Origin of the sequence: Variovorax sp. ZS18.2.2 (assembly GCF_024701975.1) — a bacterium.
Lineage (GTDB): Bacteria > Pseudomonadota > Gammaproteobacteria > Burkholderiales > Burkholderiaceae_C > Variovorax.
In genome coordinates this window covers 416435-443126 of sequence record NZ_JANLNM010000004.1, presented here as the reverse complement: position 1 = coordinate 443126, position 26692 = coordinate 416435, and the positions used below count along the sequence as shown (strand labels likewise).

At 65.7% G+C, this 26692-nt stretch carries 21 protein-coding genes; 10 read left to right on the top strand and 11 right to left on the bottom strand.

Translation table 11 applies throughout. The features are described 5' to 3' along the window. Position 1 precedes the first annotated feature (1 nt). From mmsB to NU688_RS18900, 5 genes are read right to left on the bottom strand one after another with little or no spacing between them, the layout of a single operon-like run. The gene (mmsB, locus tag NU688_RS18920) at positions 2 to 1210 is read right to left on the bottom strand and encodes a multiple monosaccharide ABC transporter permease (protein ID WP_257862331.1); all 1209 of its coding nucleotides are present in this window, start codon (positions 1208 to 1210) and stop codon (positions 2 to 4) included. Then, positions 1197 to 2723: a multiple monosaccharide ABC transporter ATP-binding protein gene (gene mmsA / locus NU688_RS18915; RefSeq protein ID WP_257862420.1), complete on the bottom strand. Its 1527-nt coding sequence runs from the start codon at positions 2721 to 2723 to the stop codon at positions 1197 to 1199. Before mmsA ends, mmsB begins: the two co-directional genes overlap by 14 nt. A 38-nt stretch (positions 2724 to 2761) precedes the next feature. Continuing rightward, positions 2762 to 3832, bottom strand: coding sequence for a multiple monosaccharide ABC transporter substrate-binding protein (gene chvE / locus NU688_RS18910; RefSeq protein ID WP_257862330.1), 1071 nt, complete (start codon positions 3830 to 3832; stop codon positions 2762 to 2764). A 12-nt stretch (positions 3833 to 3844) separates the two neighbouring features. Next, positions 3845 to 4810: an ABC transporter substrate-binding protein gene (locus tag NU688_RS18905; RefSeq protein ID WP_257862329.1), complete on the bottom strand. Its 966-nt coding sequence runs from the start codon at positions 4808 to 4810 to the stop codon at positions 3845 to 3847. A gap of 47 nt (positions 4811 to 4857) precedes the next feature. Continuing rightward, on the bottom strand, positions 4858 to 6324 hold the full coding sequence (locus NU688_RS18900) for an aldehyde dehydrogenase family protein (RefSeq protein WP_257862328.1): 1467 nt from the start codon (positions 6322 to 6324) through the stop codon (positions 4858 to 4860). A gap of 408 nt (positions 6325 to 6732) precedes the next feature. On the opposite strand from NU688_RS18900, the gene NU688_RS18895 reads away from it, so the two are divergent. Further along, positions 6733 to 7692, top strand: a complete 960-nt coding sequence (locus NU688_RS18895; RefSeq protein ID WP_257862327.1) for a LysR family transcriptional regulator — start codon at positions 6733 to 6735, stop codon at positions 7690 to 7692. On the opposite strand, the gene NU688_RS18890 is transcribed toward NU688_RS18895, so the two are convergent. After that, the gene (locus NU688_RS18890) at positions 7693 to 8466 is read right to left on the bottom strand and encodes an SDR family NAD(P)-dependent oxidoreductase (RefSeq protein ID WP_257862326.1); all 774 of its coding nucleotides are present in this window, start codon (positions 8464 to 8466) and stop codon (positions 7693 to 7695) included. It abuts the gene before it with no gap. 130 nt (positions 8467 to 8596) lie between these two features. On the opposite strand from NU688_RS18890, the gene NU688_RS18885 reads away from it, so the two are divergent. Next, entirely contained in the window at positions 8597 to 9517 is a 921-nt protein-coding gene (locus NU688_RS18885; RefSeq protein ID WP_257862325.1) for an SMP-30/gluconolactonase/LRE family protein, read from the top strand. Positions 9518 to 9526: 9 nt separating this feature from the next. On the opposite strand, the gene NU688_RS18880 is transcribed toward NU688_RS18885, so the two are convergent. From NU688_RS18880 to NU688_RS18860, 5 genes are all read right to left on the bottom strand, one after another. Then, positions 9527 to 10606 (bottom strand): aldose epimerase family protein, encoded by a 1080-nt coding sequence (locus tag NU688_RS18880; RefSeq protein ID WP_257862324.1) that lies wholly within the window; start codon positions 10604 to 10606, stop codon positions 9527 to 9529. After that, positions 10603 to 11547, bottom strand: coding sequence for a S9 family peptidase (locus NU688_RS18875; protein ID WP_257862323.1), 945 nt, complete (start codon positions 11545 to 11547; stop codon positions 10603 to 10605). The genes NU688_RS18880 and NU688_RS18875 overlap by 4 nt, the downstream gene beginning before the upstream one ends. A gap of 14 nt (positions 11548 to 11561) precedes the next feature. Further along, the gene (locus tag NU688_RS18870) at positions 11562 to 16337 is read right to left on the bottom strand and encodes a CapA family protein (protein WP_257862322.1); all 4776 of its coding nucleotides are present in this window, start codon (positions 16335 to 16337) and stop codon (positions 11562 to 11564) included. Positions 16338 to 16444: 107 nt separating this feature from the next. Then, positions 16445 to 17491, bottom strand: coding sequence for an OmpA family protein (locus NU688_RS18865; RefSeq protein ID WP_257862321.1), 1047 nt, complete (start codon positions 17489 to 17491; stop codon positions 16445 to 16447). 215 nt (positions 17492 to 17706) lie between these two features. Then, positions 17707 to 18588, bottom strand: coding sequence for a LysR family transcriptional regulator (locus NU688_RS18860; protein ID WP_257862320.1), 882 nt, complete (start codon positions 18586 to 18588; stop codon positions 17707 to 17709). A 132-nt stretch (positions 18589 to 18720) separates the two neighbouring features. On the opposite strand from NU688_RS18860, the gene NU688_RS18855 reads away from it, so the two are divergent. From NU688_RS18855 to NU688_RS18820, 8 genes are all read left to right on the top strand, one after another. Then, positions 18721 to 19704: a DMT family transporter gene (locus NU688_RS18855; protein ID WP_257862319.1), complete on the top strand. Its 984-nt coding sequence runs from the start codon at positions 18721 to 18723 to the stop codon at positions 19702 to 19704. Between the two features lies 1 nt (position 19705). Next, positions 19706 to 20827 carry an NADH:flavin oxidoreductase/NADH oxidase gene (locus NU688_RS18850; protein ID WP_257862318.1) on the top strand — a complete coding sequence of 374 codons (1122 nt, stop codon included), beginning with the start codon at positions 19706 to 19708 and terminating at the stop codon, positions 20825 to 20827. 265 nt (positions 20828 to 21092) lie between these two features. Then, entirely contained in the window at positions 21093 to 23648 is a 2556-nt protein-coding gene (locus NU688_RS18845) for a type VI secretion system Vgr family protein (RefSeq protein WP_257862317.1), read from the top strand. Positions 23649 to 23651: 3 nt separating this feature from the next. Continuing rightward, the gene (locus tag NU688_RS18840; protein WP_257862316.1) at positions 23652 to 24527 is read left to right on the top strand and encodes a DUF4123 domain-containing protein; all 876 of its coding nucleotides are present in this window, start codon (positions 23652 to 23654) and stop codon (positions 24525 to 24527) included. 14 nt (positions 24528 to 24541) lie between these two features. Further along, entirely contained in the window at positions 24542 to 24931 is a 390-nt protein-coding gene (locus NU688_RS18835) for a hypothetical protein (protein WP_257862315.1), read from the top strand. Continuing rightward, positions 24928 to 25461, top strand: a complete 534-nt coding sequence (locus tag NU688_RS18830; protein WP_257862314.1) for a DUF3304 domain-containing protein — start codon at positions 24928 to 24930, stop codon at positions 25459 to 25461. The genes NU688_RS18835 and NU688_RS18830 overlap by 4 nt, the downstream gene beginning before the upstream one ends. 160 nt (positions 25462 to 25621) lie before the next feature. Next, a complete protein-coding gene (locus NU688_RS18825; protein ID WP_257862313.1) occupies positions 25622 to 26071 on the top strand; it encodes a DUF3304 domain-containing protein in 450 nt (149 codons plus the stop codon). A gap of 94 nt (positions 26072 to 26165) precedes the next feature. Then, positions 26166 to 26678, top strand: a complete 513-nt coding sequence (locus NU688_RS18820; protein WP_257862312.1) for a DUF3304 domain-containing protein — start codon at positions 26166 to 26168, stop codon at positions 26676 to 26678. Positions 26679 to 26692 lie beyond the last annotated feature (14 nt).

Below are 26692 nucleotides of genomic sequence, written 5' to 3'. Positions count from 1 at the left end.
TCTACTTGTTCTTGTTGTAGACGTCGATGAACACCGCCGCCAGCAGCACCAGCCCCTTGATGACCTGCTGGTAGTCGATGCCGATCCCCAGGATCGACATGCCGTTGTTCATCACGCCCATGATGAAGGCGCCGATCACCGCGCCCATCACCCGCCCCACGCCGCCCGAAGCCGAGGCGCCGCCGATGAAGCAGGCCGCGATCACGTCGAGCTCGAATCCGAGGCCCGCCTTGGGCGTGGCCGTGTTGAGCCGCGCCGCGAACACGAGGCCCGCGAGCGCCGCGAGCGCACCCATGTTCACGAAGGTGAGGAACGCCAGGCGCTGCGTCTTCACGCCCGACAGCCGCGCGGCCTTCTCATTGCCGCCGAGCGCGTAGATGCGCCGGCCGATGGTCGTGCGGTTGGTGACGAAGTCGTACACCACGATCAGCACCGCCATCACCACCAGCACATTGGGCAGGCCCTTGTAGGTGGAGAGCAGGTAGCTGAAGAAAAGAATGATCGCCGCGAAGAACAGGTTCTTCACGAGGAAGAAGGCATAGGGCTCCTGCTCCATGCCATGCGCCTTGAGCTTGGCGCGTCCGCGCAGCTTGAAGAACACCAGCGCCGCAGCGGCCAGCACGCCCACGATCAGCGAGGTGGTGCGCAAGGTGTCGCCACCCAGCGGATCGGGAATGAAGCCTGAGCTGAGCCGCTGGAACTCGACCGGAAACGGCCCCACCGACTGCCCCGCCAGCAGCGCCAGCGTGAGCCCCTTGAACACCAGCATGCCCGCGAGCGTGACGATGAACGACGGGATCTTGCGGAACGCGACGAACCAGCCCTGCGCGGCGCCAATGACTGCGCCGGCCGCGATGCTGATGATCGCGGTCGGTATGAAGTGCCATTCATATTCCACCATCAGCACCGCCGCGAGCGCGCCGATGAAGCCGCACACCGAACCCACCGACAGGTCGATGTGCCCCGCCACGATCACCAGCAGCATGCCCAGCGCCATGATGACCACGTAGCTGTTCTGCAGCAGCAGGTTGGTGAGGTTGAGCGGCCGCAGCAGCGTGCCATCGGTCAGCACCTGGAACAGCACCATGATCGCGACCAGCGAGATCAGCATGCCGTATTCGCGCAGGTTGTTCTTCAGGAAGCCGACATGCAGCTTCGGGGTGGCAGCGGGTGCGGCGCCCTGCACCGCGTTGGCTTCAGGCTGCGACATGGACCGTGCTCCCTGCGCTCACGATGGCATGCATGATGCGCTCCTGCGAAGCCTCGGCCGCGGTGAACTCGGCCACGAAGCGCCCCTCGTTCATCACGTAGATGCGGTCGCACATGCCGAGCAGCTCGGGCAGTTCGGAAGAAATCATGAGAATGCCTTTGCCCTCGCTCGCGAGCTGGTCGATGATGGTGTAGATCTCGTACTTGGCGCCCACGTCGATGCCGCGCGTGGGTTCGTCCAATATCAGCAGTTCGGGCTTGGTGAAGAGCCACTTGCTCAGCACCACCTTCTGCTGGTTGCCGCCCGACAAATTGACCACCAACTGCTCGACGCCCGAGCAGCGGATGTTCAGTGCCTTGCGGTAGTCGTTCGCCACCTTGAACTCGCGCCCGTCGTCGATCACCGCGCGTTCGGAAATCGCATCGAGGTTCGCGAGGCTGATGTTCTTGCGGATGCCTTCCTCCAGCACCAGCCCGAGGCCCTTGCGGTCTTCGGTGACGTAGGCGATGCCGTGGTCGATGGCCTTGCGCACGGTACTCACGTCCACCAGTTTTCCGTGCATGAGCACCGAACCGCTGATGCGCTGGCCATACGACTTGCCGAACACGCTCATCGCGAGCTCGGTGCGGCCCGCGCCCATGAGGCCCGCGATGCCGACGATCTCGCCCTGGCGCACATGCAGGTTCACGCCCTTGATCTGCTCGCGGTCGGCGTGCAGCGCGTGGTGCACGCGCCAGTCGCGCACCTCCAGCACCGTCTCGCCGATCTTCGGCGAGCGCTGCGGGTAGCGGTGCTCCATGTCGCGCCCGACCATGCCGCGGATGATGCGGTCCTCGCTGATCGCCTGCCGCGCGCAGTCCATGGTCTCGACCGTGGCGCCATCGCGCAGCACGGTGATCGAGTCGGCCACCTTGGCGATCTCGTTGAGCTTGTGCGAGATGAGGATCGATGCGATGCCCTGGCGTTTCAATTCGAGCAGCAGCGCGAGGAGCGCGTCGCTGTCGTTCTCGTTCAGGCTCGCAGTGGGCTCGTCGAGGATCAGCAGCTTCACCTCTTTCGCCAGCGCCTTGGCGATTTCCACCAACTGCTGCTTGCCGACGCCCAGGTCGGTCACGAGCGTCGTGGGCAGTTCCTTCAGGCCCACCTTGGCAAGCAGCTCGCGCGTCTTCGCATAGGCGGCGAACCAGTCGATCACGCCGCCGGTGGCGATCTCGTTGCCGAGAAACAGGTTCTCGGCAATCGAGAGCAACGGCACCAATGCGAGCTCCTGGTGGATGATGATGATGCCCAGCTTCTCGCTGTCGGCGATGCCCTTGAAGCGGCGCAGCTCGCCCTCGAAATGGATCTCCCCGGTGTACGAGTCGCACGGGTAGACGCCGCTCAGCACCTTCATGAGCGTCGACTTGCCCGCGCCGTTCTCGCCGACCACCGCGTGGATCTCCCCCGCGCGCACGGCGAGGTTGACGTTGCTGAGGGCCTTCACCCCCGGGAACGTCTTGGTGATCCCGCGCATCTCGAGGATCGTGCGTCCGTCCTCTTTGCCCTTGTCGCTCACTTGACCTGGCTTTCCTTGTAGTAGCCGCTGTCCACCAGCACCTGCTTCCAGTTCGAGGCGTCCACGCTCACCGGCTTGAGCAGGTACGAGGGCACGACCTTGATGCCGTTGTTGTAGGTCTTGGTGTCGTTCACCTCGGGCGTCTTGCCCGAGAGCATGGCGTCGACCATCGCGACCGTCACCTTGGCCAGCTCGCGCGTGTCCTTGAACACGGTGGAGGTCTGTTCCTTGCGCAGGATCGACTTGACCGACGGCACCTCGGCGTCCTGGCCCGAGACGATGGGCATCGCCTGCGTGCCCGAGCCGTAGCCCACGCCCTTGAGCGACGAGAGAATGCCGATGGAAAGACCGTCGTACGGCGACAGCACCGCATCGACACGGTCCTTCGTGTAGTAGGCCGACAGCAGGTTGTCCATGCGCGCCTGCGCCACCGCGCCGTCCCAGCGCAGCGTGCCGACCTTGTCCATGCCCATCTGCTTGCTGCGCACCACCAGCTTGCCGCTGTCGATGTAGGGCTTCAGCACCGACATCGCGCCGTTGTAGAAGAAGAAGGCGTTGTTGTCGTCGGGCGAGCCGCCGAACAGTTCGATGTTGAACGGGCCTTTGCCGCTCTTGAGGCCCAACGCCGTTTCGATCGACTGCGCCTGCAGCACGCCGACCTGGAAGTTGTCGAAGGTCGCGTAGTAGTCGACGTTCTTCGAGCCCTTGATGAGCCGGTCGTACGCGATGACCTTCACGCCCTTGTCAGCAGCCTTCTGCAGCACGTCGGAGAGCGTGGTGCCGTCGATGGCCGCGATCACCAGCACCTTCGAGCCCTTGGTCACCATGTTCTCGATCTGCGCGAGCTGGTTCGGAATGTCGTCGTCCGCGTACTGCAGGTCGGTCTTGTAGCCCTTGTCCTTGAAGTACTTGGCCATGTTCGCGCCATCGGCGATCCAGCGGGCCGACGACTTGGTGGGCATCGAGATGGCGATCAGGCCCTTGTCCTGCGCGTTGGCAAGGGGCGTGAAGCCGACGACGGCGAAGGCGAGGCCCGCGAGCGAGGCCTTGAGGAAGTTGCGTTTCATGGGGTGCTCTTCTTAGTACTTGCGGTTCGGGAATTCTTTTGCGGCCACTTCCATCGGGAAGATGCCTTCTTCGGTGACGATGCGCTTGGGCAGCGCCTTGCCGGCCTTGATGTCTTTCACAGCGCTCATCAGTTGCGGCCCGAGCAGCGGGCTGCACTCCACCGACACGTTGAGCTTGCCGGCGATCATGGCTTCGAAGGCGCCCTTCACCCCGTCGATGGAGATGATGATGATGTCCTTCGCGGGCTTCAGGCCCGCCTCTTCGATGGCCTGGATCGCGCCGATGGCCATGTCGTCGTTGTGCGCGTAGAGCACGTTGATCTTCTTGCCCTCGGCCTTGAGGAAGGCCTCCATCACCTCCTTGCCCTTGGCGCGGGTGAAGTCGCCGGTCTGCGAGCGGATGATCTTGAACTTCGGGTCGGCCTTGATGATTTCCTCGAAGCCCTTCTTGCGGTCGATGGCCGGCGCCGAGCCCACGGTGCCCTGCAGCTCGACGATGTTCACCTCGCCCTTCTGGTCCTTCATCTTCTCGGCGAGCCAGCGGCCGGCCTTGCGGCCTTCCTCGGTGAAGTCGGAGCCCATGAAGGTCACGTAGAGCGTTTCGTCCTTGGTGTTGACGGAGCGGTCGGTCAGCACCACCGGGATCTTGGCGGCCTTGGCTTCGCGCAGCACGGTTTCCCAGCCCGACTCGACCACGGGCGAGAACGCGATCACGTCGACCTTCTGCGCGATGTACGAGCGGATCGCCTTGATCTGGTTTTCCTGCTTCTGCTGCGCATCGGAGAACTTGAGCTCGATGCCCGCCTCCTTGGCCGAGGACTTGATCGACTCGGTGTTGGCGGTGCGCCATTCGCTCTCGGCGCCGACTTGCGCGAAGCCGAGCACGAGTTTCTTCTGCGCGAAGGCGGAGGCGGGCAGCAGGCTGCCCAGGGACGCTGCGGCGAGCGCGATGTTGAGGGTGCGGCGATTCATGGTCATGGGATGTCTCCTTCTTTCTTGCTTGCGATGGGTGATGGATGCCCGGGTCAGGCCAGCATGTAGCCGGTCTTGACCGTCGTGTAGAACTCCGCGGCGTGGCGCCCTTGTTCGCGCGGCCCGTAGCCCGACCCCTTGCGGCCGCCGAAGGGCACGTGGAAGTCCACCCCCGCGGTCGGCAGATTGACCATCGTCATGCCGACCACGGCATGGCGCCTGAAATGCATCGCGTGTTTCAGCGAGTTGGTGCAGATGCCCGCGCACAGGCCGAAGGGCGTGTCATTGCACAGCGCCAGCGCCTCGTCGTAGTCGTCGGCGCGCAGCACAGAGGCGAGCGGCCCGAAGATTTCCTCGCGCGCGATGCGGTGCGACGGCTTCGCGAGGAACAGCGCGGGGCTCATGTAGTGGCCAGGCGTCGAACGCTCCAGCGCCTCGCCGCCCCACACATGCTCCGCCCCTTCTTCGCGCGCGATCTCGACCCAGGCGAGGTTCATCGCCAGACGCTCTTCGTTGGCCACCGGGCCGATGTCGATGCCGCGCTCCAGCGCGTGGCCGATCTTCAGTGTCTTCAGGCGCTGGCGCAGCTTCGCCACGAAGGCGTCGTGCACCGCCGCCTCGACGATGAGCCGGCTCGATGCCGTGCAGCGCTGGCCCGCGGAGAAGTAGGCGCCCTGCACCGCGCAATCGACCGCGCGGTCCAGGTCGGCATCGGCCAGCACCACGAGCGCGTTCTTGCCGCCGGTCTCCAGCTGCACCTTGGCGCGGCGCGTGGCAGCTGCCTGCAACACGCGCTCGCCGTTGGCGGTGGAGCCGGTGAAGCTCAGCGCATCGACCAGCGCGCTGTCGACCAGTGCTTGGCCCACCTCGCGGCCGCTGCCCATCACGAGGTTGAAGGCGCCCGCCGGCAGGCCCGCACGGCTGATGATCTCGGCCAGCGCCCCGCCGCAGGCCGGCACCAGTTCGGCCGGCTTGAACACCACGCTGTTGCCATGGGCCAGCGCGGGCGCGATCTTCCAGGCGGGAATCACGAAGGGTGCGTTCCACGGCGTGATGAGCCCGACCACGCCGACCGGCTCGCGCGTCACGTCGACCTGCACGCCGGCGCGCACCGAGGCGAGGTTCTCGCCGCCCCCCGCACCCGCGCCACCGCGCAGCGCCTCACCCGCGAAGAACTTGAAGACCTGCCCCGCGCGCGCCGTCTCGGCCACGGCCTCGGGCAAGGTCTTGCCTTCCTCGCGCGCCAGCAACAGGCCCAGCTCGTCCTTGCGTGCGATCAGCTCGGCGCCGATGCGGTCGAGCACGTCGGCGCGGCGCTGCGGGGTGCTGTGGCTCCAGTGCGGAAAGGCCTCGGTGGCCGCGCGGATGGCGGCTTCGGCCTGGCGGCGGTCGGCGCGTGCGTACTCGGCGACCACCTCGCTGGTGTCCGACGGATTGGCGCTCACACCGGTGGTCGCGCTGGTTTCCCAGCGGCCGTTGATGTACTGCCGCACGTTCTGGTGGATCTCGCCGTGGATCACGAAGGCGCCGACCTTGTCTCATTGTTTGAACTGGCGAGAGTCTAGGAACAGAATTGATATCGATCCAATCGTTTTTTAGACAAAATGCATATCGATCGCCGGATTCTGGAAAACCCGCGCAGCCTCGAGCCTGTTCATGGTCTTTTTGGGGCCACGTTGGGGTGCAATCGGGATGAGTTGGTGCGCCGAGCTCGCCGCATGGGCTCATGCCCATGCAAGAGATTGGGGCGCCAAATCGCCCGATTTCACCCCAACCCGAAGGGCAGGTGCCTATGGGGGCGGGCTGCGGCGTTGCGCTGCTTGCCAATAGCCATGCTATTGGCCGCGCACCGCGCCTTGCAGCCCGCCCCCATAGGCACCTGCGTGGCCCCAAAAAGACCATGAACAGGCTCTCAGTTCCCACGAACCATGACCAACTACAACCACTGGTTTATTCGCGCTCGCCTCAAGACACGGCAGCTGCTCTTGCTGGTCGCGCTGGCCGAGGAAGGCAACATCCACCGCGCGGCGCAGGTGCTCAACATGACGCAGCCCGCCGCGTCGAAATTGCTGAAAGACCTGGAAGACGTGCTGGAGGTGCCGCTCTTCGACCGCCTGCCGCGCGGCATGCGGCCCACCTGGTATGGCGAAACCATGATTCGCCACGCCCGCGTCGCGCTCGCGAGCCTGAACCAGGCACACGACGAACTCACCGCGCTCAAGGCCGGGCGCTTCGGGCAGGTGAGCGTGGGCGCCATCACCGCGCCGGGGCTGGCGCTGCTGCCGCCGGCCGTCGCGATGGTCAAGCGCGAGCAGCCCGATCTGCGCGTGTCGCTGGAAATCGAAACCAGCCCGGTGCTGATCGAGCGGCTCGAGCAGGGCAAGCTCGACATCCTCGTGGCCCGGCTCTTCGCCGAGCACGACAAGTCGCAGCTGCGCTACGAAGCCCTGAGCGAGGAGCCGGTGTGCGCGATGGTGCGGCCGGGCCATCCGATGCTCGGCGAGAGCGGCCTCACGCTGCGCGACGTGGTCGGCGCCGGCTGGATCGTGCCGCCCGCGGGCAGCGTGCTGCGCCACCGCTTCGAGCTGATGTTCCAGGAGGACGGCCTCGCGCCGCCGACCAACACCATCGAGAGCTCGGCCCTGCTCTTCATCACGCGGATGCTGCAGCAGAGCGACATGGTGGCCGTGCTCGCGACCGACGTGGCGCGCTACTACGCGTCGCACGGCATCGTGTCGATGCTGCCGCTCGACATGCCCTGCCACATGGACCAGTTCGGCATCATCACGCGCACCGACCGGCTGCTGTCGCCTGCGGCGCGGGTGATGATGAAGGCTCTCAAGACGGCCAGCATGAGCGTCTACGGACGCAAACTGGAGATGGACTGATCAGGTCCAGCCCGCGTCCACCGTGAACTCCTGCGCCGTGCACATCTTCGCGTCGTCCGATGCGAGGAACAGCACCATACGCGCGATGTCTTCCGGCATCAGCTTGTCGGGCAGGCACTGGTTGCGCTTGAGCGCCTTCTCGCCCTCTTCATCGAGCCACAGCTTCACCTGCCGCTCCGTCATCACCCAACCCGGCGACACGGTGTTGATGCGGATGCGGTCCTTGCCCAGGTCCACCGCAAGCCCGCGCGTGAGACCGTTCACCGACGACTTCGCGATCGCATAGCAGGGATAGCCCGAGCCCTTGGTCTGCCAGCCCGTGGAGCCGAGGTTGACCACCGAGCCAAAGCCCAGCCGCTTCATGCCCGGCACCACCGACTGGATCGCGAACAGCGCGGGCCGCTCGTTGATCGCCATGCGGTTGTCGTAGTACGCGGGCGTGACCGATTCGAGCGTGTGGCGGTCGTCGCTCGCCACGTTGTTGACCAGCACCGCGAAGTCACCGAGCGAGGCCGATGCATCGGCGATGGCAGCTTGCAGCGCGCCGATGTCGCGCACGTCGCAGGCGCGCCACCACGGCGCGTCATCGCCGGCTGCGACGATCTGCTGCGCGAGGGCGGCGCTCGCGCCTTCGGCGATGTCGACAAAGGCCACCCGCGCGCCCTGCGCAGCGAAAGCCGCGACGATGGCCGCGCCGATGCCGCTGCCGCCGCCGGTGACGAACACGGTGCGGCCTTTCAGGCTCGGATGGATCGAGAGTTGGGGCGAATTCAAGAAAGGTCTCCAGTGAGATGGAAAAGTGATATTGCAAAATGCATATCGATCTATTCCATATTGTTTGATTTCAATTATCAATATGCCTTGATACGATCCGCCGCGTCAAGGAGACATGACAAGGAAAACAATGACGAGCTACACCGCACCCTCGATCGAGGGCTCCCCCGAATGCATCTGGCCCGCCGAAGCGAACCTCGGCGAGGGCACGCTCTGGTCGCAGCGCGAGCAGGCGCTCTACTGGATCGACATCCTCACGCCGCGCCTGTTCTGGTTCCGCCCGTCGGACGGCGCGCGGCGCGCCTGGCTGTTCGACGAAGAGATCACCGCGATCTCGGAGCGCGCGAACGCGCCGGGCCTCATCCTCACGCTGCGCCGCGGCTTCGCGCTCTTCGACACGACGCAGTTGCCGGGCGCCGGCGCCCAGCCGCGCTACCTGCACCAGCCCGAACCCGAGCGCACCAACAACCGCTTCAACGACGGCAAGTGCGACAGCCGCGGCCGCTTCTGGGGCGGCAGCATGGACTTCGACTGCAAGGCACCCACCGGCGCGCTCTACCGCTACGACGCCGACGGCCGCTGCACCAAGCACGACGACGGCTTCGAGGTGACCAACGGCCCGACGTGGTCGGCCGACGGACGCACCATGTACTTCAACAACACGGTGCTCAACAACCTCTACGCCTACGACTTCGACATGGAAGCCGGCACCGTGTCGAACCGCCGCGTGTGGCATCGCTTCCCCAAGCCCGATGGCCTTCCCGACGGCATGACCACCGACGCGGCCGGGCGCCTGTGGATCGCGCACTGGGACGGCGCCTGCGTCACCTGCCACGACCCAGTGACCGCGGCGGAACTCGCGCGCATCGCGCTGCCTGCAAGCAACGTCACCGACTGCGCCTTCGGCGGCGCGGACATGCAGACGCTCTACATCACGACCGCGCGCAACGGCCGCACCGAAGAACAGTTGAAGAGCGAACCGCTGGCCGGTGGCCTGTTCGCCGTGCGCATCGGCAGCCCCGGCGTGCCGGCTGCGTTGTTCGCTGGCTGACGCGAGGCTTCAGCCAGCGACGCTGAAGCGGTGTTCCGTGATGCTGCGGAACACCTCGCCCGGCCGCAGCACGGTCGACGGAAAACCCGGCTGGTTCGGCGAGTCCGGGTAGTGCTGCGTCTCGAGGCAGAGGCCATCGCCCTGCCGCAAGCTCGCACCCTGCGACCCCATGAGGCTGCCGTCGAGGAAGTTGCCCGAATAGAACTGCACGCCGGGTTCGGTGGTGTGCACTTCCATCACGCGGCCCGAGGCTTCGTGTTCGACGCGCGCGGCCATGGCAAGGCCGGCGAGGCCGTCGTCCTTGCGATCAAGCACCCAGTTGTGGTCGTAGCCATGCGCGCGCAGCAGTTGCTCGTGTCCTTCGCGAATGCGTTCACCGATGAGGGTCGGCGTGCGGAAGTCGAAAGGCGTCGTGCTCACCTCGGCTGTGCCGAGCGGAATCAGTTGCGCATCGACCGGGCAGAAGCGGCTCGCGGGAATCGTCAATCGGTGGTCCATCACATGGCCACTGCCCGCGAGGTTGAAGTAGTCGTGGTGGCTCAGGTTCAGCACCGTCGGCTTGTCGGTCTCGGCGCGGTAGTCGATGCGCCATATGTTCTGCGTCGCCGAGAGCGTGTAGCGCACCGTGAGCTGCACTTCGCCGGGGTAGCCTTCTTCGCCATCGACGCTCGTGTAGCGCAGCTCGATGGCGACATCGCCGCGCGCGTCCTCCGCGGACACCGGCGCGATCTCCCAGAAGCGCGTGCCGAACCCCTTCGGCCCGCCGTGCAGCGAATTCGCGCCGTCGTTCAGGCCAACCTGGTACGTGGTGCCGTCGAGCACAAAGCGCCCCGCCGCGATGCGGTTCGCATAGCGGCCGACGATGGTGCCGAAATGCGGATGCGGCTTCAGGTAGTCATCGAGCGATGGCAAACCCAGCACGATGTTCGCGCCGTTCCCATGCCGGTCGGGCACGTGCAGCGCGGTGACGATGCCGCCGTGGTTGATGGCACAGAAGCGCAGGCCGCGGCCGTTGTCGAGGGTGTATTCGGTCACCACGCGCCCATCGGGCATGCGGCCGTATTCACGGGAGGTGATGCTGATGCTCATTCGGCTCCAGATGTTGGCGGAAACAGCGCCTCGCGCGCGCACAGCGATGCGGTGTGCAGGCCGATGCGGTCCGTGAGGTCGTGATAGGTGGGTGGCTCGGCCGCATGGGTCTTCACCTCGATGCGGTGCCCCGCCTTCGCCACCGCATCGCCGAAGCGCTGCTGCAGGGCGAAGGGCGTGTTCCTGTCGTCGCGGTTGCCGATCAGCACGATGCGCCGCGCCGGGTCGCGCACGATGCCGTTCACATGGTCGAGCGGGTCGTAGAACAGCGTGCTGCCGGTGGTGTCGGTGCGTCCGTCCTTCGACATGCCCAGCATGCGCGCCCGTTCGAGCAGCCCATAGGCGCCCGAGGTCAGCACCGCGCAGGCCACGCGCGTGCGGCCCATGGTGAGCAACGCGGCGCCGGCGGTCGCGCCGCCGCTGTGCCCCAGGATCACGATGCGCTGCAGCTGGTGGCGCTGCATGAGCGCATCGAGCGCCGCATCGAGCGCGTGAAACTCCACGGGCTCGCGGCGCCTCCGGTGGTCGCCCGAGGAGCCGTACGTGCCGGGCCGTGCCATGAAGATCCACGGCACGCCCGCACGGTCGCGGCTGCGCTGCGCATCGAGCGTGCGCAGCGCCTCGGTATTGCCGGAAATGCGCGTGGGCGGCTGGTCCATCACGCTGTCGCGGTCGCCGGAAAACTGCACGATGGCCACGCGCGCGCCGTCGATTTCGTCGCTCGCGAAATAACGGATGCAGGCCGGCCCTTCGACCGGCTGCACCCAGAGGTAGCCGCGGCGGTCGGGGCAGTTCGCGCGCACGGCGGGCTGGTTCCAGTGCAGCACTTCGTCTTCGGCCGCCGGCGCGCGCAGGTCGGCGCCGGCGCGCTGCGCGCAGGCGGCCTGCATCAACGCGAGCAGCACGAACGCGAGGCGCCGGTGCCACCGCAGGACGGGCATGAAAGGCAGCGTCGTCACAGCTTCTTGAGCAGCGAGGGAATGGTGCCGAAGTCCGAGCGGTCGCGGTCGCCCTTCACCAGCAGCAGGTCGCCATCGCGCAGGTACTCGCCAAGGTAGAGGGTCAGCTCGGCTGCGTTGTCGAAATGCGGGCCGAGCAGGCTCACGGGCACTTCTTCGCGCAGCCAGCGCATCTCGTCGCCGTGCGTCACCAGGTGCGCGATGCCCGAGGCCAGCAGCGGTTCGGCCAGTCCGCGGTGCATTGCCTCGGCCTGCTCGCCCAGGTTGACGATGCGCCCGAGCACGCCGACCTTGCGGGCGACCGGCGCGTTGCCGCCTGGTGCGCGGTAGCTGCGCACGAAGCTCATCGCGTTGCGCATCGACATGACCTCGGCATTCCAGCTGTCGTCGATCAGCGTGACCAGCGCGCCGCTGCGGGTGCGCAGCGGCTCCACCTGCATCACCGACGCGGGCAGCCGCACGTTGGGCATGCGCGCGCTGGCTTCTTCGGCATCGAAGCCCATCGCCACGATCGCGGCGAACGCCAGCGCCGAGTTGCGCACCAGCCCGATGCTCGCCACCGGGAACAGGTACTCGTGGATGCGCCCCTTGAACGAGAGCCGCACGCGGCAGCCCGAGGACTCGGGGCGCGCATCGAGCAGGCGGATGTTGTCGTTCGGCCCGGTGCCCACGGTCCACACCTTGGCGGCCGTGCGCATCGCGGCCTTCACGACCTTCGCCATGTAGGGAATGTGCGCGCTGACGACGGCGATGCCGCCGGGCTCCAGCCCGAGAAAGGCGCGAGACTTGTACTCGGCCGTCTTCTCCAGCGTGTCGGTCTTGGCGGTTTGCGAGAGCCCGACCTCGGTGAGGATCGCCACGTGCGGGCGCGCCTCCAGCGAGATCGGTCCGCGGTCCATCCACAGCGCGCTCTGCGCCATTTCGAGGATGCACACGTCCACGTCGGGCCCCAGGCTCGCCATGGCGCCGGGCACGCCGACGCGCGAGTTGTTGTTCTCCACCGTGGTGAGCACGCGCGCGCCGGGCGGCAGCAGGTCGCGCACCATCGCGATGGTGGACGACTTGCCCACCGTGCCGGTGACGCCCACCACCAGCCCCTTGTAGCGCGCCCGGGCCGCCGCGCCGAGCGAGAGCAGCGCGCGGATCGGGTCGGGCACCTGCAGCAGCGGAAAGTCCGGCGGCAATCCTTCGACCGGGTGCTGCACGATCGCGCCCGCGCACAGGGTATGCAGGCGTTGCAGGTCATCGTGCTGGTCCCAGTCTTCAGGCGCGCGGCTGAAGTTCTCGTGCGCGGCCAGCGTGCGGTAATCCGACGCGACGAACAGCGCCGGCCCCGGCCGCACCTTCAGGTGCATCGGAAGGCGCACCACCGACTGCACCGACCAGCCCGCGGGCGGCGGCACCAGCCACTGGCCACCGGTGATCTGCGCGAGCTGCCCGGCCGTCCACACCGGCCCGGGTTCGCGGCTTGCACCCGGCAGGTTGACCGAGAGCACCGGCGCGCGGGTTTCGGGCAGCGGCGCCGGCACGCCGGGCATGCGCAGGCCGCACCACACGGGGAGCCGACGCGGCCCGGGCAGCTCGGGCGCGCCGCGCAGGCGCACTTCGAGCTGCAACACATCGCTTTCCATCTGGCGCGTGAGCGGCGGCCGCAGGCCGTAGCGGTCGCGGTAGATGCGCCCGGGCGTCCAGCGGCTGGTCGGCCACATCCAGTCGCAGGGGTCGTGGTCCATGCCCTCGCCCCACACCGGCATGGTCTTGCTGCGCACCGGCAGCGCGCGGAACTGCAGCCGCAGGTCGGCCTCGACGGGCGCATCGACCGTCCAGAACGATTCGACCCACAGGAGCTGGCGGCCGAAGACCTGGTTGGGCATGCAGCGCATGCCCACGAGGCGCAGCGGCCCGATCTTCAACGGCGCCATGGCCGCGTCCGCGGGCACGGCATCGACGACCCAGCCGGGCCTTGCGGTGCCCAAGGGCGGCGAGGCGGGGCGAGCCGCCGCTTCGGCTTTTACTGATTGCAGCGGCTGTTGCGGCAGCACCTCCCGCGCGGGCGGCGCCAGGTGCAGCACACAGCCGCCCCCCGGCGTCGGAAAGACCTGTGTGCCCAACGCATGGCATTGGGCGGCGAAGTGTTCGCTCGCGGCGCGTGCGCGGTCGCCTTCGTACTGTTCGGAGAAACCGAAGTCCACGCGGATAGGCGTGAACTGCACCCGCTCGACGCCGTGCGGATGGAGCGTGAGCGAGAAGATGCCCGCGTTCCACGCATCGCCGCGCATCGCATCGAACAGCAGGTCGCCCGCGTCATGGATGATCGGCCGCCCGCGGTAGATCTCGATGCCCTGCAGCACGTGCGCCGAGGTGCCGAGGATGGCGTCTGCGCCCGCATCGATGATCGCGTGGCCCACAGCGATCTCGGCGCGCGAGGGCACGGTCTCGAGGTTGTCGCCCCAGTGCACCGCCACCAGCACCACGTCGGCCTGCGACCGCGCGCGTGCGATGCGCGGCGCGAGCACCGCGGTCCATTCGGCGGGGTCGGCCAGCGGCAGGTAAGCGCCGCCCGGGTGCCAGGCCGTGGCCGCGAATTTCGGCTGCGTGGCATCGAGCGAGAACAGCGCCACGCGCACCTCGCCGGCGCGGCCCATCACCGGCTGCAGCGCGGCCTCGAGGTCGGGCCCGGTGCCCGCCGAGCCGATGCCCGCGGCGTCCAGCAGCGTCTTCTGTTCCAGCAGGGCCTGCGGGCCGTAGTCGCCGCTGTGGTTGTTGGCGGTGCTCACGAGGTCGATGCGCGCGGCCGTCAGCACGTCGATCATCTCGGGACGCGCGCGGTAGTAATACGCGCCGGTCTCGTCCTTGTCGGCGCCCTGCTCGCCGGTGGTCGCGACCACGCATTCGAGGTTGACGATGCGCAGGTCCGCATCGCGCAGCGCGGCGATGTTGCCCAGCATCGCCTGTGGGCCGCCCAGCTCGGCCACCCGGTAGTGCTGGCGCCGGCCCAGGTTCACGTCGCCGCCCCAGGCCACTACACCGCTCGGGCCGCGCGGGCCCGATGCGGCCGCCGTTTCCGCGGCGCCGGCTTCCGCCTGCTGCGCCTCGCGGTTGCGCAGCAACCGGTGGTACGCCACATAGCCCGAGAGGTAGTGCTCCACATCGTCGATGCGCACCCGGAAGCTGTGGTGCTTGATGAAGAACGAGCCGGCCACGCGGTCCGGGTTGCGAAAGAACATCGCCAGCTCGGGCCAGAAGTGGCCGTTGGCCAGATACCGCGCGCGGTGCTCCAACGCGCGGTCGAACTTCTCGCGGTCCAGGCCATCGAGCAGCGGGCGAAGGGCCGGGTCGGCATCGATGCGCAACACCATCTCGCGCGCCGCCATCATCAGTTCGAGCAGCGTCGGGAAGGTGGTGATGCGCTCCAGCACGAAGTCAAGATAACCCGTCACGTTCTGCAGGCCGAACCGGTAGTAGCGCGTCTCGGGCCGGTAGCGCGTGAGTTCGTTGACGCAGTAGCTCAGCCAGTGGTCGTGCGCCTCCCAGTGTTTGGCGGCGATGAAATGGTCGAAGGCCTTTTCCACCACCGCAAGCCAGCGCTCGTCGCGCGTGAGCCCGTACAGGCGCATCAGCCCGAAGGCGGCCTCGCCGTCGTAGTAGATGACGCGGAACGCATCCTTGATGTCGAGCTTGGGGAAATTGAGCACATGCACGAAGCGCCCGCTCTTCTGGTCCTGCATGGCGCGGATGCCGAGCGCGAGTTGCTCCATCAGCGTCAGGTACTGCCGGTCGCCGGTGAGCTCGGTGTACTTCACCAGCGCGAGCAGGCAGACCGCGTTGCCGCCGAGCTTGACCTCGTTGCCGACGTCCACCAGCAGCGCCGCGCGCGTGCCGTCAGGCAGCGGCACCTGGCGGATCAGTCGCTGCGTGAGGATGCCCAGCGAACGGTCGATGGCCGCCTTCTGCGTGGCGCTGCGGGTGAGCTCCCAGGCTTCGAGCATCGCGTAGGTGGTGCTGGCGTGACGCAGGGTGTTGTAGGTGGGAATGACGCGGTCGAAGCAGGGAAACCAGCCGTAGTGGAACTCGCCGGTGGGCTTGACCTGCTCGGCGAGGTAGTCGCTGGCCGAATCGATCATGGTGCGGACCTGCCGTGCGTTCCAGTGGTCCAGCCGACGGAAGCCCGCGGCCTGGCCTTCGGCGGTGAGGGGCCACGCGCCCTCGGCATCGACGTACACGGCGCGGGTGGTGAAGCACCAGACGGGCGCGGCATCCTCCGTGGGAAAGTCGATCTCGGCGCCGAAGCGGCGCTTGGCGTACAGGCGCAGGTTGGCGAGGTTGGGGAGCGCATGCTCGACCTCGCCGCTGTAGAGGACCGCGGCGCCCTGCATCTCCTGGGCGAGCAGCGCGTGCTTGAAATGCGCGTCGAAAGCGATGCCGAGGTTGAAGTAGTTGCGCTTGGTTTGCGCCAGCTTCGCCTTCAGCTCGCCCCAACTCATGGCCGTGACCGTGTCGACGATCTCCGCGCGCAGACGTTCGGGAGGCCGGTCGCCGCGCTTGGCCTGGACAGCCGCGGCATCGGCGGTGCGCTTCCATGCGGCCTCGATGTCGGGTCCGCGTCCGGATGCCACGCGGGCCCGGCTTTCGCCTTCGCCCATGGCGAAGAACACCACGCACCCCGCCTCCGCGGTGGCGGGCGATGCGGAGGGCAGCGCGCCCCCGGCATCGACCAGGGCAAGCCTGGCACGGCTCAACAGATCGGAGAGGGGGTGAGGGTCGTGCGTCATTCCACTGCGAATGATGACAGGCCACGATGCAGCCTGCCATCCCGGTAACCCATGACGCCGGATACTGCCCGGCCGCTATTTATTCAGGTGCTGCTCAGGTATCAGGTCTACAGCCGCATCAGTTCCACGCGCCGGTTCTTCGCGCGGCCGTCTTCGCTCGTGTTCGGCGCCACGGGTTCTTTCGATCCGGCGCCGCGCGAGGTGAAACGGCGCCCGTCGACGCCCGTCTTCGCCAGCGCTGCAATGACCGACACGCTGCGGCGGCGCGAGAGGTCCGCGTTGTGCGGCTCCTCGCCCTGCGCATCGGTGTGGCCCACCACCTGCACACGCAACTGCGGGTTGGCGCGCATCAGCTTGGCGATCTCGTCGATGGTGGGCTGCGACTCGGGCTTGATCGTGTCCTTGTCCAGGTCGAAGTGAATGCCGTAGAGATTGACGCGGCCGTTCTCCGCGAGCCCCTTCTGCATCGCGGTGGCATCGACAAAAACGATCTTGTCGGCCTCCATCGCCTTCGTCTCGACCACGCGCACGAAGGCGAAGTTGCCCTTGCCCGGCGTGCTCTCGGCCAGCGCGATGCTGGCGTACACCGTGCCCGCGGGACCGTCGTACTGCGCGAGCACATAGCGGCCGCTGTTCTCGAAGTAGTTGCTGACGAACTGCCGCCCGCGGCCGATCTGCGGCCACTCGGGCGTGTCGATCGCGTTGGCCAGGCCCGAGACATCGGTGTACGGGGTCTCGCGGTCCGGGTCCTTCTTGTAGCAGCTGCTGTCGGTCGTCGCGCAACTGAACTTCAGCTGGAAGCCCTTGGCCTTCAGGCTGGCTTCGTAGTTGCGCTGCACCTCGAGCAGCGAACGTCCGTCGGGCAGCTTGTAGTAGTAGAGCGAGACCTTGCCCGCCACCTTCAGCGCATCGGGGTTCGTCTTGTCCGCGTACTTGATGGGACCCCGGATGAGGCCGACCTCGTCGTAGGCGTTGCTCTGAAACGCGTCGAGCACCGAGCCTTCATAACGGCCGACCAGCGGGTGGTCCTTGGCCGGCTCGGCGGCCGATGCGAAGGCGGCTGTCGTGAGCAGCGCGACGAAGGCCAGAAGGTGATGCCAGTGGGAGCCTGCGCGTCCGGGCCGGACGAACGTCGGCGATGAAGAATGAGCCATGTAGTTTTCCGTTTTTCCAATGCAGATCGCGCCCCGGATGGAGCGCGATTCAAAGGTAGCGGCGGCGCGGCGAGCCGGTCAATAAGCCGTTCGTCATGGCCGTAAGTCGAAACTCGTAAGAACAGGGGCGGACAGATGTAAATATCGCTGCGGCGTGTCGCGCACGCTACTCGGCGCGCTGCGTCGGCACCAGTCAGGCGAGAGTCAGGCGAGAGTCAGTGGGCCCAGGCTTCCAGCACTGCACTCCGCACCGCATCGACCGACACGGCGCGCTTGCCATCGACCGTCGCAATCCAGCAGAGCCACGTGTGCGAGCGCCAGCCGTTCCAGATCGCGAACTCTCCGTTGCGCTCGCCCTGCTCCGCCTGGTCCAGCCGCATCAGCCCCGCGCCCATGCCGCTCGCGACCATGCTGCGGATCGCGCTTTCGCCGTCGGCGGTGCGGCCCTGCTGGTACTCGCGACCCGCGCTCGCGAACAGCTTGTCGAGGTGCACGCGCAGCATGCAGGAGGTCGGCGTGCCCACCCATGGCAGGTTCACGAGTTCGTCGAGCGAGAGATCGGGATGCGCCCGGGCCACCGGCAACGGCAGCACCACGGCCAGGTCGACCACGCCGAGGCGCCGCAGCTCCAGCCCCTCGGACTGCTCGCTGTCGCTGAGCACATAGGCGCAGTCGAGGTCGCCGCGCTGCACGCCAGCCAGCGTTTCGAACGACAGCCCCTGCTTGAGCTGCAGCGTGACCTGCGGATGCCGCTCCGCCAGCGTCACCAGCACCTCGCCCAGCTTCAGCGACACCGGATCGACCACCGTGCCGAAGCGCACCACGCCCTGCGCCGCGCCGCGCAACTGGTCGGCCGCCGAACGCATGCGCATCGCCGAGGCCAGCGTGCGCTCGGCCTCGTCGAGCAGGCTGTGACCGGCTTCGGTGGGCACCATGCCGCGCGGGGTGCGGTCGAACAGCTTCACGCCCAATTCGTCTTCCAGCGCCTTGAGCTGCGCGCTGACCGCCGGTGCGCTGGTGAACACACGCTCGGCGGCGCGGGTCAGGCTGCCCTCCTTGGCGATGGCGACAAAGGTCTTGAGTTGGTAGAGCTCCATGGGGCAAATTGTGGGCGCTTCGGCGCGAATCGGCCATTCGCTTTTTTGGAGGACCCGGTCCAAAGAAGCGAATGGAAATCGGGGCGCGGAACCCCGATTCTTGGAGCCATTGATTCATTGCAAAGGCTCCCCGTGTCACTCCCTCTATCCCATCGTCAACGCCTGCTCGGCATCGCCGCGCTGCTGCTCGCCACCTCCAGCTGGGGCGGCATGTTCCTTGTCAGCAAGGGCGTGCTCCACCATGTCGAACCCGTGTGGTTCACGCTGATCCGCTACAGCATGTCCGCGCTGCTGTTCGCGCTGCTCATTCTTCCGCGCGGCACGGCGCCCTGGCGCAAGCTGCGGCTGCACGCGGGGCCGCTGGCGCTGCGCGGGTTCGCGGGCTTCGGCGTTTTCAGCGTGATGCTGCTGGTCGGCCTTGCGCATTCGGTGCCCTCGCACGGCGCGGTCATCGTGGCGACCACGCCGATGACCACGCAGCTGCTGCGCTGGGCGCTCGACGGCGTGCGCCCCTCGCGCACGACGCTGCTGGCCTCGGCGCTGGCGCTGCTGGGCGTGGCGATCGTGTCGGGGCTGCTGTTCGGCGATGCGGCGGCGGGCGCGTCGACGCTCTTCGGCGATGCCGTGGCCTTCGTCGGCACGTTGGGCTGGGTCTGGTACACGCGGGGCGCCGCGCGCTTTCCCGGACTGGACGTGATCGAGTACAGCGCGCTCACCGTGCTGGCCGCGTGGCCGCTGCTGCTGGCCGTTGCCGTCGGAGCGAGCCTGCTGGGGCTCTCGCAGATGCCGAGCGCGGAGGGCCTGCGCCTGTCGTGGGAAGCACTGCTCTACGTGGGCCTGGTGTCGTCGGCCATCGCGGTGCTGGCTTTCAACTATGGCGTGAGCAAGCTCGGGGCCGTGACGGGCACGGCTTTCTTCAACTTCGTGCCGGTGTCGGCGCTGCTGATGAGCATGGCGATGGGCAAGATGCCCACGGCGAACGAAGCGGTCGGCATGGCGATGGTGATCGGCGCGCTGCTGATCCATACCGCGGCGGGCCGCAAGGCTTCTGCGGCGGCGGCAGCAGAGGCCGTGCCGCCGCTCCAGAATCGCGGCACCTGCGCCGCCACTTCATGACATGAGCCAAGCCCAACTCTTCACGCCCCTGCAACTCGGAACGCTTCGCCTGGACAACCGCATCGTCATCGCGCCGATGTGCCAGTACTCCGCCACCGAGGGCACGCCGGGCGACTGGCACCTGATCCACCTGGGCCACCTCGCGCTTTCGGGCGCGGGGCTGATGATCCTGGAGGCGACGGCGGTGGAGGCCGAAGGGCGCATCTCGCCGGGCGACCTCGGGCTTTACTCCGATGCGAATGAAGAGGGCCTGGCTCGCGTGCTCGCGGCGACACGGGCGAACTCACCCATCAAGATCGCGATGCAACTCGGACACGCGGGGCGCAAGGCGTCGAGCCGCGCGCCGTGGGAAGGCGGCAAGCAGATTGCGCCGGGCGAGCCCGGCGGATGGAAGGCTTACGCACCTTCGGCGGTGCCGCATGCGCCCACCGAAGACCCACCCCTTGCACTCGACGCCGCAGGCCTCGCACGCATTCGCAACGCTTTTGCCGATACCGCACGGCGTGCGGCGCGGCTGGGCCTCGACGGCCTGGAGATCCATGCGGCGCATGGCTACCTGCTGCACCAGTTTCTCTCGCCGCTGGCCAATCACCGCAACGACGCATACGGCGGCAGCCTGGAGAACCGCATGCGCTTTCCGCTCGAGGTGTTCGATGCGGTGCGCGAGGCCTTTCCCGCCGACAAGCCGGTGTGGGTGCGCGTGTCGGCCGTCGACTGGGTGCCGGACGGCTGGGACCTCGAGGGCACCGTCGCTTTCGCCAAAGCGCTCGAAGCGCGCGGCTGCGCGGCCATTCACGTGTCCAGCGGCGGCGTGTCGCCGAAACAGGCCATCGCGCTCGGCGCGGGCTACCAGGTGCCGTTCGCCGAGCGCGTGAAATCGGAGGTCGGCATGCCGGTCATTGCCGTGGGCCTCATCACCGAACCGCGGCAGGCCGAGGAGATCATCGCGAAGGGACAGGCCGATGCGGTGTCGCTCGCACGCGCGATCCTCTACGACCCACGCTGGCCGTGGCATGCGGCCGCCGAGCTGGGCGCGCAGGTGAAGGCGCCGCACCAGTACTGGCGCTCGCAGCCGCGGGAGTTCAAGGACCTGTTCGAGAACGCGGCGTTCGGGGCGCGTTGATGCTCGCTGTCAGATCGGCGGCTGCGGCATCTCTTGCTGCAGCCGGCATCCGCATATCCGTGCCGCTGCTCTGAGTAGCCCGCGGCAGATTGCCCGATGAGTCGGTCCGCTCATCGAAATTTCACCGTGTCCGCTTTCGCGCATGTGAAGTTTTCATGCCCCTCCAAACTTGATTGATGGAGATCGAGGCTAGTTCACTATTGTTGGCAGTGTGTGCAGCTGGCGTGCGCCAGACTTTTGAGCCTTCCGTACAAGAAGCTCTCGCATGCCACAGACCCTCTCCATTTCCAGCACCGCCATTTCGCCGATCCAGGACCACCCGGGCCTCGAGCCTGTGCGGCTCGCAGGTCGCGAAGGCATGAACAGCCTCTTCGAATATGAGCTGCTTCTCAAGACACCGGATGCACTGAATCCCGGAGCCGACGGGGCCGCCGACTTCGACCTCGATGCCTTCATTGGTCGCGAGATCAACTGCACGATCGAACTGGATGGCTCCGGCGCCTTCGTGCCCGGTGCCACTGGCTCAGGCAGCAGCCACATCGGATCCGGCGTGCGCCAGATCAATGCACTTGTCACGGATGCCGCCATCTGGGGCGAAGAAGGCCGGCATATCCAATACAAGCTGACGCTGAGGCCCTGGCTGCACTTGGCCACCCTCACCACCGACTGCAAGATCTTCCAGGACAAGACCGTTGTCCAGATCCTCGATGAGTTGCTCGCCGACTACGCCTTCCCGGTCGACAAGCGGCTGTTCGAGACCTACCCGGTGCGCGATTTCCAGACCCAGTTCAACGAGACAGACTTCGACTTTTTCAGCCGGATGTGCGAAGAGTGGGGACTGAGTTACCACTTCGAGCACAACGAAGGAAAGCATCGCCTGGTCCTGAGCGATGCCATGGGGGCTTACAAGCCTGCCGACAGTGCGGCGTATCGGGAAGTCGAGTATCACGCGCCCGGCTGGAAGGTCGATGCCGAATACATCAGCAGTTTCGTTCCGCATGCCCACCTCACGAGCGGCCAGTATTCGACCCGCGACTACGACTACACCCGTCCGCGCGCCGACCTGAGCGTCAGCCGCAAAGAGCCTCGGCCAACGGGGCAGGCCGGCGCCGAGGTGTACCAATGGCATGCCGTCCATGCTGGCAGCCACTACGCTCAACCTCGCGCCGGCCAGGCACAGCGGAACGATCCTCACGACGAAGGCCGGCTGCTCGCGCTGCTGCGCATGCAGACCCTGCGCACCCACGGCGAACGGGCAGAGGCCAGCGGCAATCTGCGCGGCATGTGCCCCGGCTGCACCTTCGAGTTGCAAAAGCATCCTCGCGAAAAATCCAACACCGAGTACCTCGTGCTCGACACCCATTTCGTCATCGAGAACGTCGCACAGGACAGCCAGAACAAGGATGCGGAGCGAGCACGCCGACAACAGTGGCACGTCCTGGTGGACTTCACCGCCCATCCGGTTACCCAGCCCTTGCGCCCGGCTTCCACGCGCGCGAAGCCGCAAGCGGGCGGCCCGCAGTCCGCACTGGTGGTCGGCCCCGAAGGGCAGAACCTCTGGACCGACGAATTGGGGCGCATCAAGGTCCAGTTTCCCTGGGATCGCATCGGCCTGAAGAACCAGCACAGCACCTGCTGGTTGCGTGTGAGTTCACCGTGGGCCGGCAACCAGCTGGGCGGCATTCATATTCCGCGCATCGGTCAGGAAGTACTTGTCGACTTTCTGGGTGGAGACCTTGATCTGCCCATCTGCACCGGCCGTATCCACAACCAGTCGAATCTGCCGCCCTGGGTCTTGCCCAATCAATCAGCCCTCTCCGGTTTTCGCAGCCGCGAGCTGACCAAGGAAGGCGGCAACAGCGCGTCGGGGCGCTCCAACCACCTGGCTTTTGACGACACCGACGGAAAGATCCAGGCCCAGATCAAGTCCGACCATCAGCACAGCCAGCTATCCCTCGGCCACATCACACGCATCGAAGACAACGCGGGACGCAAGGACCCGCGCGGCCAGGGCTTTGAACTGCGCACCGACGGACATGGTGCGGTGCGCGCGAACAGCGGCTTGCTGCTCACCACCGAGCCACGCCCGAATGCGCGATCGCATGTGCTCGACAGCGCCGAAACCGCGATCCGCTTGTTGCAAGGCCAGGACCAACACGACAGCCTTGCCGCTGCGGCGATGAAGGCGGAGGCTCACGAGACGGGAGACCAAGACGAAGTTGCCCAGGCCCTGAAAAAACAAGGCGATGAGATCAAGGGCCATGGAGGCAATCGTGCAGAGGGCGAATTCCCTGAATTTCTGGCTCCTCATCTGGTGCTCGCCAGTCCGGTCGGTATTGCAACCACCACGCCGAACTCGACGCATCTGGCCAGCGGCGAGCACATTGCGTTGACCAGCGGCAGCCACACCAGCATCTCGTCCAACAGGAGCTTCCTGGTCAGCGCCGCCCATGCCGTTCGCATGTTTGCCTTCAAGGGTCTCGTCAAGATCGTCGCGGCCCAGGAAGACATCGACATCACGGCACTGAAGAAAAGCATCCACATGCTGGCCAAGAAGGACATCACGCTGAGGGCCAACAGGATCACGCTGGACGCCGACGAGATCGTGACCATCAACGGCGGCACCAGCTACAGCCTCTGGAAAAAAGCCAGCATCGAGCATGGCACCAGCGGCCTGTGGCGCGAGTACGCCGGCAGCCACAGTCTTCAGCCGCAGAAGGACTTGCCGCTGCCCGAGATCAAGTTCCCGACGACGCTGTGCGAGGACTGCGTGCTCAAGGCGCTCAAGTCCGGCAGCCTTGTTGCAGCGGTAGGGGGATGAGCCGTGTACTTTGCGCAAGACCCCACCAACCTCAAGGCGGCTGAAAAACACCTGGCCGACGCATTCGCCGCCGAACCCGGCCTGCATTGGATCGCGCTGGTCGATGCTGCATTCGATCACGGCAGCAACGCCGCAGGAACTCTCTACAAAGGACTGAATTGCTACGCCGCGGAATTTCCGCTCAATGATCTGACAGGCGCAGCGCCGTGGCTGATCGAACTGGACCCGTTCGAAAAGAACCACCGGCAGATGGCGCAATTGCTCGCCCATTGCAGCGGGCGACCAATGCTCAGCGTGATGGCAAGCCGTATCCCGGCGTGGGCTCTTGCCAAGCGTTGGCTGCCTCTGCATCGCGTGCATACGAACGACAAGCAGCGCCTTCTGTTGCGCTTTGCCGACACCCGCACGCTGCCCTTGTTGCCAGACATCCTGACACCTGCGCAGTGGTCCGCCATCGCAGCACCGCTTGCCCGTTGGCTCTATGTGGAACGAGAGGGCGCCATGGTCGCCGTTCGCTTACCCGAGCCCTTAGCGATTGCCCCGCCAACGGCCTTGCATCTGAGCCAGGCGCAGCTCGACACCATGGTGAGTGCCTGCGAACCCGATGCCGCACTCGGCTTATTGGCCGACCAGATGCCCGAAGTGTTCGCCCCCACCATGGCGCACGGCAACCTGCACGCCTACATCAAGAAAAAGACATTCGGCCTGATCGAAAGACATGGCATCGAAAACTGGACCGACAAGGTGTCGCTGGTCACGGCCGAATTGCTGACCAACGGAAAGATTCACGACAACCCGATGCTGCAGGAGTTGCTTCTCACCAAGGCATGGCAACCCGGCAATCTGCGCGAAGCCTTGCTGAATCACAAAATCGTTTGAACATCTGAAAACGTATGGAATACCTTGTCGCTCCTCTTTCGTTGCTTCTGTATTTTTGGCAACGCTACGGCCTGTTCATCTTCGTTCCGCTCGTCTATTCAATCGGCTACCTCTTGCTCGGATGGGCCCGGGTCAGATCCAGGATCTTGCGTTTCGGACTGACCTTGCTGCTCGTGCCCATCCTTTTCTGGCTTTTCTTGTTCCGGCATGTCTTCTTCATGGCCGACGACGCCTCGGAGTTCTGGGCAATGGTTGTCAGTCTTTGGCGCGAGGTGCTGACTGCTCTTCCTACGGACCCCTGGACCGTCTGCACCCTGCTCAGCATGGTGACGGGGTCGATTCTTTGCGGCATAGGAATAGCGAAGAAGAGGCATGCAACGCAACGCCAGAGCACGCTGTCATGAGAACGATCATTCCTGAAAGCGCCTCGAATCGCTCACGCATCGCGGGCCGACTCTGGCGCGCGCTGGGAGCCCCGGTCCTTGCGGCCATGCTGAGTGCTTGCGGCGACAACGACATACTGACTGGGGATGTCACCGGCTACAACCATATGCCTGAATCCGGTTGGAGCATTGCGGGTTTTACGGTCAATGGTGCGGGGGGGCCGAACATTCAGCCCGAGAGTGGGGGCGGCGCGTTCTCCTGCTGCATTTCCTTCCCCAAGCACTGGCGCCCTGGCATGAAGGCAAAGGTCAGATGGTTCTACAACCATAAAGCCAGTGACCCTGAGGCTACGCCTCCACCACCGCAAGAAGCGGAAGTCGATATCCCCGAGTACACACCCAAGACAGCAGGTGCAATCAACGTGCATTTCTATTCGGATCACCGCATCAAGGTGGTGATTAGCAGGTATGCGATCGAACACCCTCGCTATCCCATGAGTGAAGAGGACAAGAAACCATGGGTCACGCGCACGGACATCGTTGGCGAATGACCCAGTGCATTCGCCGGAGAAACCGAGCGAGCACAACGCGAGGCTCAGTCGACGACCATGACGACAGCATTAAAAACATCAGGAGGAAATCCATTGAAATCAAGCGCCACACGTCATCCTGTTTCGCATCGTTTCCGGCAGTTCGCATGTCTCGGGGGGGATGGCTGTCACGCTGGCTTCCTGCAGCGACAACGACATGCTGGCTGGGGATGTCACCGGCTACAACCACATGCCTGAATCCGGTTGGAGCATTGCGGGTTTCACGGTCAATGGTGCGGGGGGGTCCAATGCCCAGCCCGGAAGCGGCGCGGGCAATTCCTGCTGTATGTCGTTCCCCAAGAAATGGCGCCCCGGCATGAAGGCCAAGGTCAGGTGGTTCTACAACCACAAAGCCAGTGACCCCGAGGCGACGCCTCCGCCGCCGCAAGAAGCAGAAGTCGAAATCCCTGAATACACACCCAAGACAGCAGGTGCCGTCCAGGTGCATTTTTATTCCGACCATCGCGTCAAAGTCGTGATCAGCATCTACGGATTGGGTCACCCACGCTACCCCATGAGCGAAGAGGACAAGAAACCCTGGGTCACGCGCACAGACATTGTTGACGAATGACCCCGTGCATGCGCTGGATCAACCCCAACGGACACGGCAGAAGGCTCGATCTATTGAACGTAATGCAGCATCTAAAACGTCATGAGGAAATTCAATGAAATCAATCACCAAACGCCGCCCTGTTTCGCATCGCCTTCGGCAATTCGCTTGCATCGGCGGATTGACGGTCATGCTGACCGCCTGCAGCAAGAACGACATGCTGGCTGGAGATGTCAGCGGCTACAACCACATGCCTGAATCCGGTTGGAGCATCGCGGGATTTACGGTCAACGGCGCGGGGGGCGCCAATGCCTCACCTGGATACGGAGCAGGCAGTTCCTGCTGCATGTCGTTTCCAAAGCACTGGCGCCCTGGCATTAAGGCCAAGGTCAGGTGGTTCTACGACGTCATGGTCGGAGATCCCCGAACGCCACCTCCCCCGCAGGAAGCGGAAGTCGAGATTCCGGAATACACACCCAAGACGGCAGGCGCAATCAATGTGCATTTCTATTCGGATCACCGAATCAAGGTGGTGATTAGCAGATATGCGATCGAGCACCCACGCTATCCCCTGAGCGAAGAAGACAAGAAACCCTGGATCACACGCACAGACATTGTTGGCGAGTAACTCCTACACACACC

Excerpts from the sequence above, each read along its gene's own strand:
- NU688_RS18850 (WP_257862318.1), top strand. The coding sequence starts at position 19,706 with ATGAGCCAAGCCCAACTCTTCACGCCCCTGCAACTCGGAACGCTTCGC.
- NU688_RS18860 (WP_257862320.1), bottom strand. The coding sequence starts at position 18,588 with ATGGAGCTCTACCAACTCAAGACCTTTGTCGCCATCGCCAAGGAGGGC.
- NU688_RS18905 (WP_257862329.1), bottom strand. The coding sequence starts at position 4,810 with ATGACCATGAATCGCCGCACCCTCAACATCGCGCTCGCCGCAGCGTCC.
- NU688_RS18895 (WP_257862327.1), top strand. The coding sequence starts at position 6,733 with ATGACCAACTACAACCACTGGTTTATTCGCGCTCGCCTCAAGACACGG.
- NU688_RS18865 (WP_257862321.1), bottom strand. The coding sequence starts at position 17,491 with ATGGCTCATTCTTCATCGCCGACGTTCGTCCGGCCCGGACGCGCAGGC.
- NU688_RS18870 (WP_257862322.1), bottom strand. The coding sequence starts at position 16,337 with ATGACGCACGACCCTCACCCCCTCTCCGATCTGTTGAGCCGTGCCAGG.
- NU688_RS18825 (WP_257862313.1), top strand. The coding sequence starts at position 25,622 with ATGGCTGTCACGCTGGCTTCCTGCAGCGACAACGACATGCTGGCTGGG.
- NU688_RS18830 (WP_257862314.1), top strand. The coding sequence starts at position 24,928 with ATGAGAACGATCATTCCTGAAAGCGCCTCGAATCGCTCACGCATCGCG.
- NU688_RS18820 (WP_257862312.1), top strand. The coding sequence starts at position 26,166 with ATGAAATCAATCACCAAACGCCGCCCTGTTTCGCATCGCCTTCGGCAA.
- mmsB (WP_257862331.1), bottom strand. The coding sequence starts at position 1,210 with ATGTCGCAGCCTGAAGCCAACGCGGTGCAGGGCGCCGCACCCGCTGCC.
- chvE (WP_257862330.1), bottom strand. The coding sequence starts at position 3,832 with ATGAAACGCAACTTCCTCAAGGCCTCGCTCGCGGGCCTCGCCTTCGCC.
- NU688_RS18875 (WP_257862323.1), bottom strand. The coding sequence starts at position 11,547 with ATGCCCGTCCTGCGGTGGCACCGGCGCCTCGCGTTCGTGCTGCTCGCG.
- mmsA (WP_257862420.1), bottom strand. The coding sequence starts at position 2,723 with ATGCGCGGGATCACCAAGACGTTCCCGGGGGTGAAGGCCCTCAGCAAC.
- NU688_RS18880 (WP_257862324.1), bottom strand. The coding sequence starts at position 10,606 with ATGAGCATCAGCATCACCTCCCGTGAATACGGCCGCATGCCCGATGGG.
- NU688_RS18885 (WP_257862325.1), top strand. The coding sequence starts at position 8,597 with ATGACGAGCTACACCGCACCCTCGATCGAGGGCTCCCCCGAATGCATC.
- NU688_RS18845 (WP_257862317.1), top strand. The coding sequence starts at position 21,093 with ATGCCACAGACCCTCTCCATTTCCAGCACCGCCATTTCGCCGATCCAG.
- NU688_RS18835 (WP_257862315.1), top strand. The coding sequence starts at position 24,542 with ATGGAATACCTTGTCGCTCCTCTTTCGTTGCTTCTGTATTTTTGGCAA.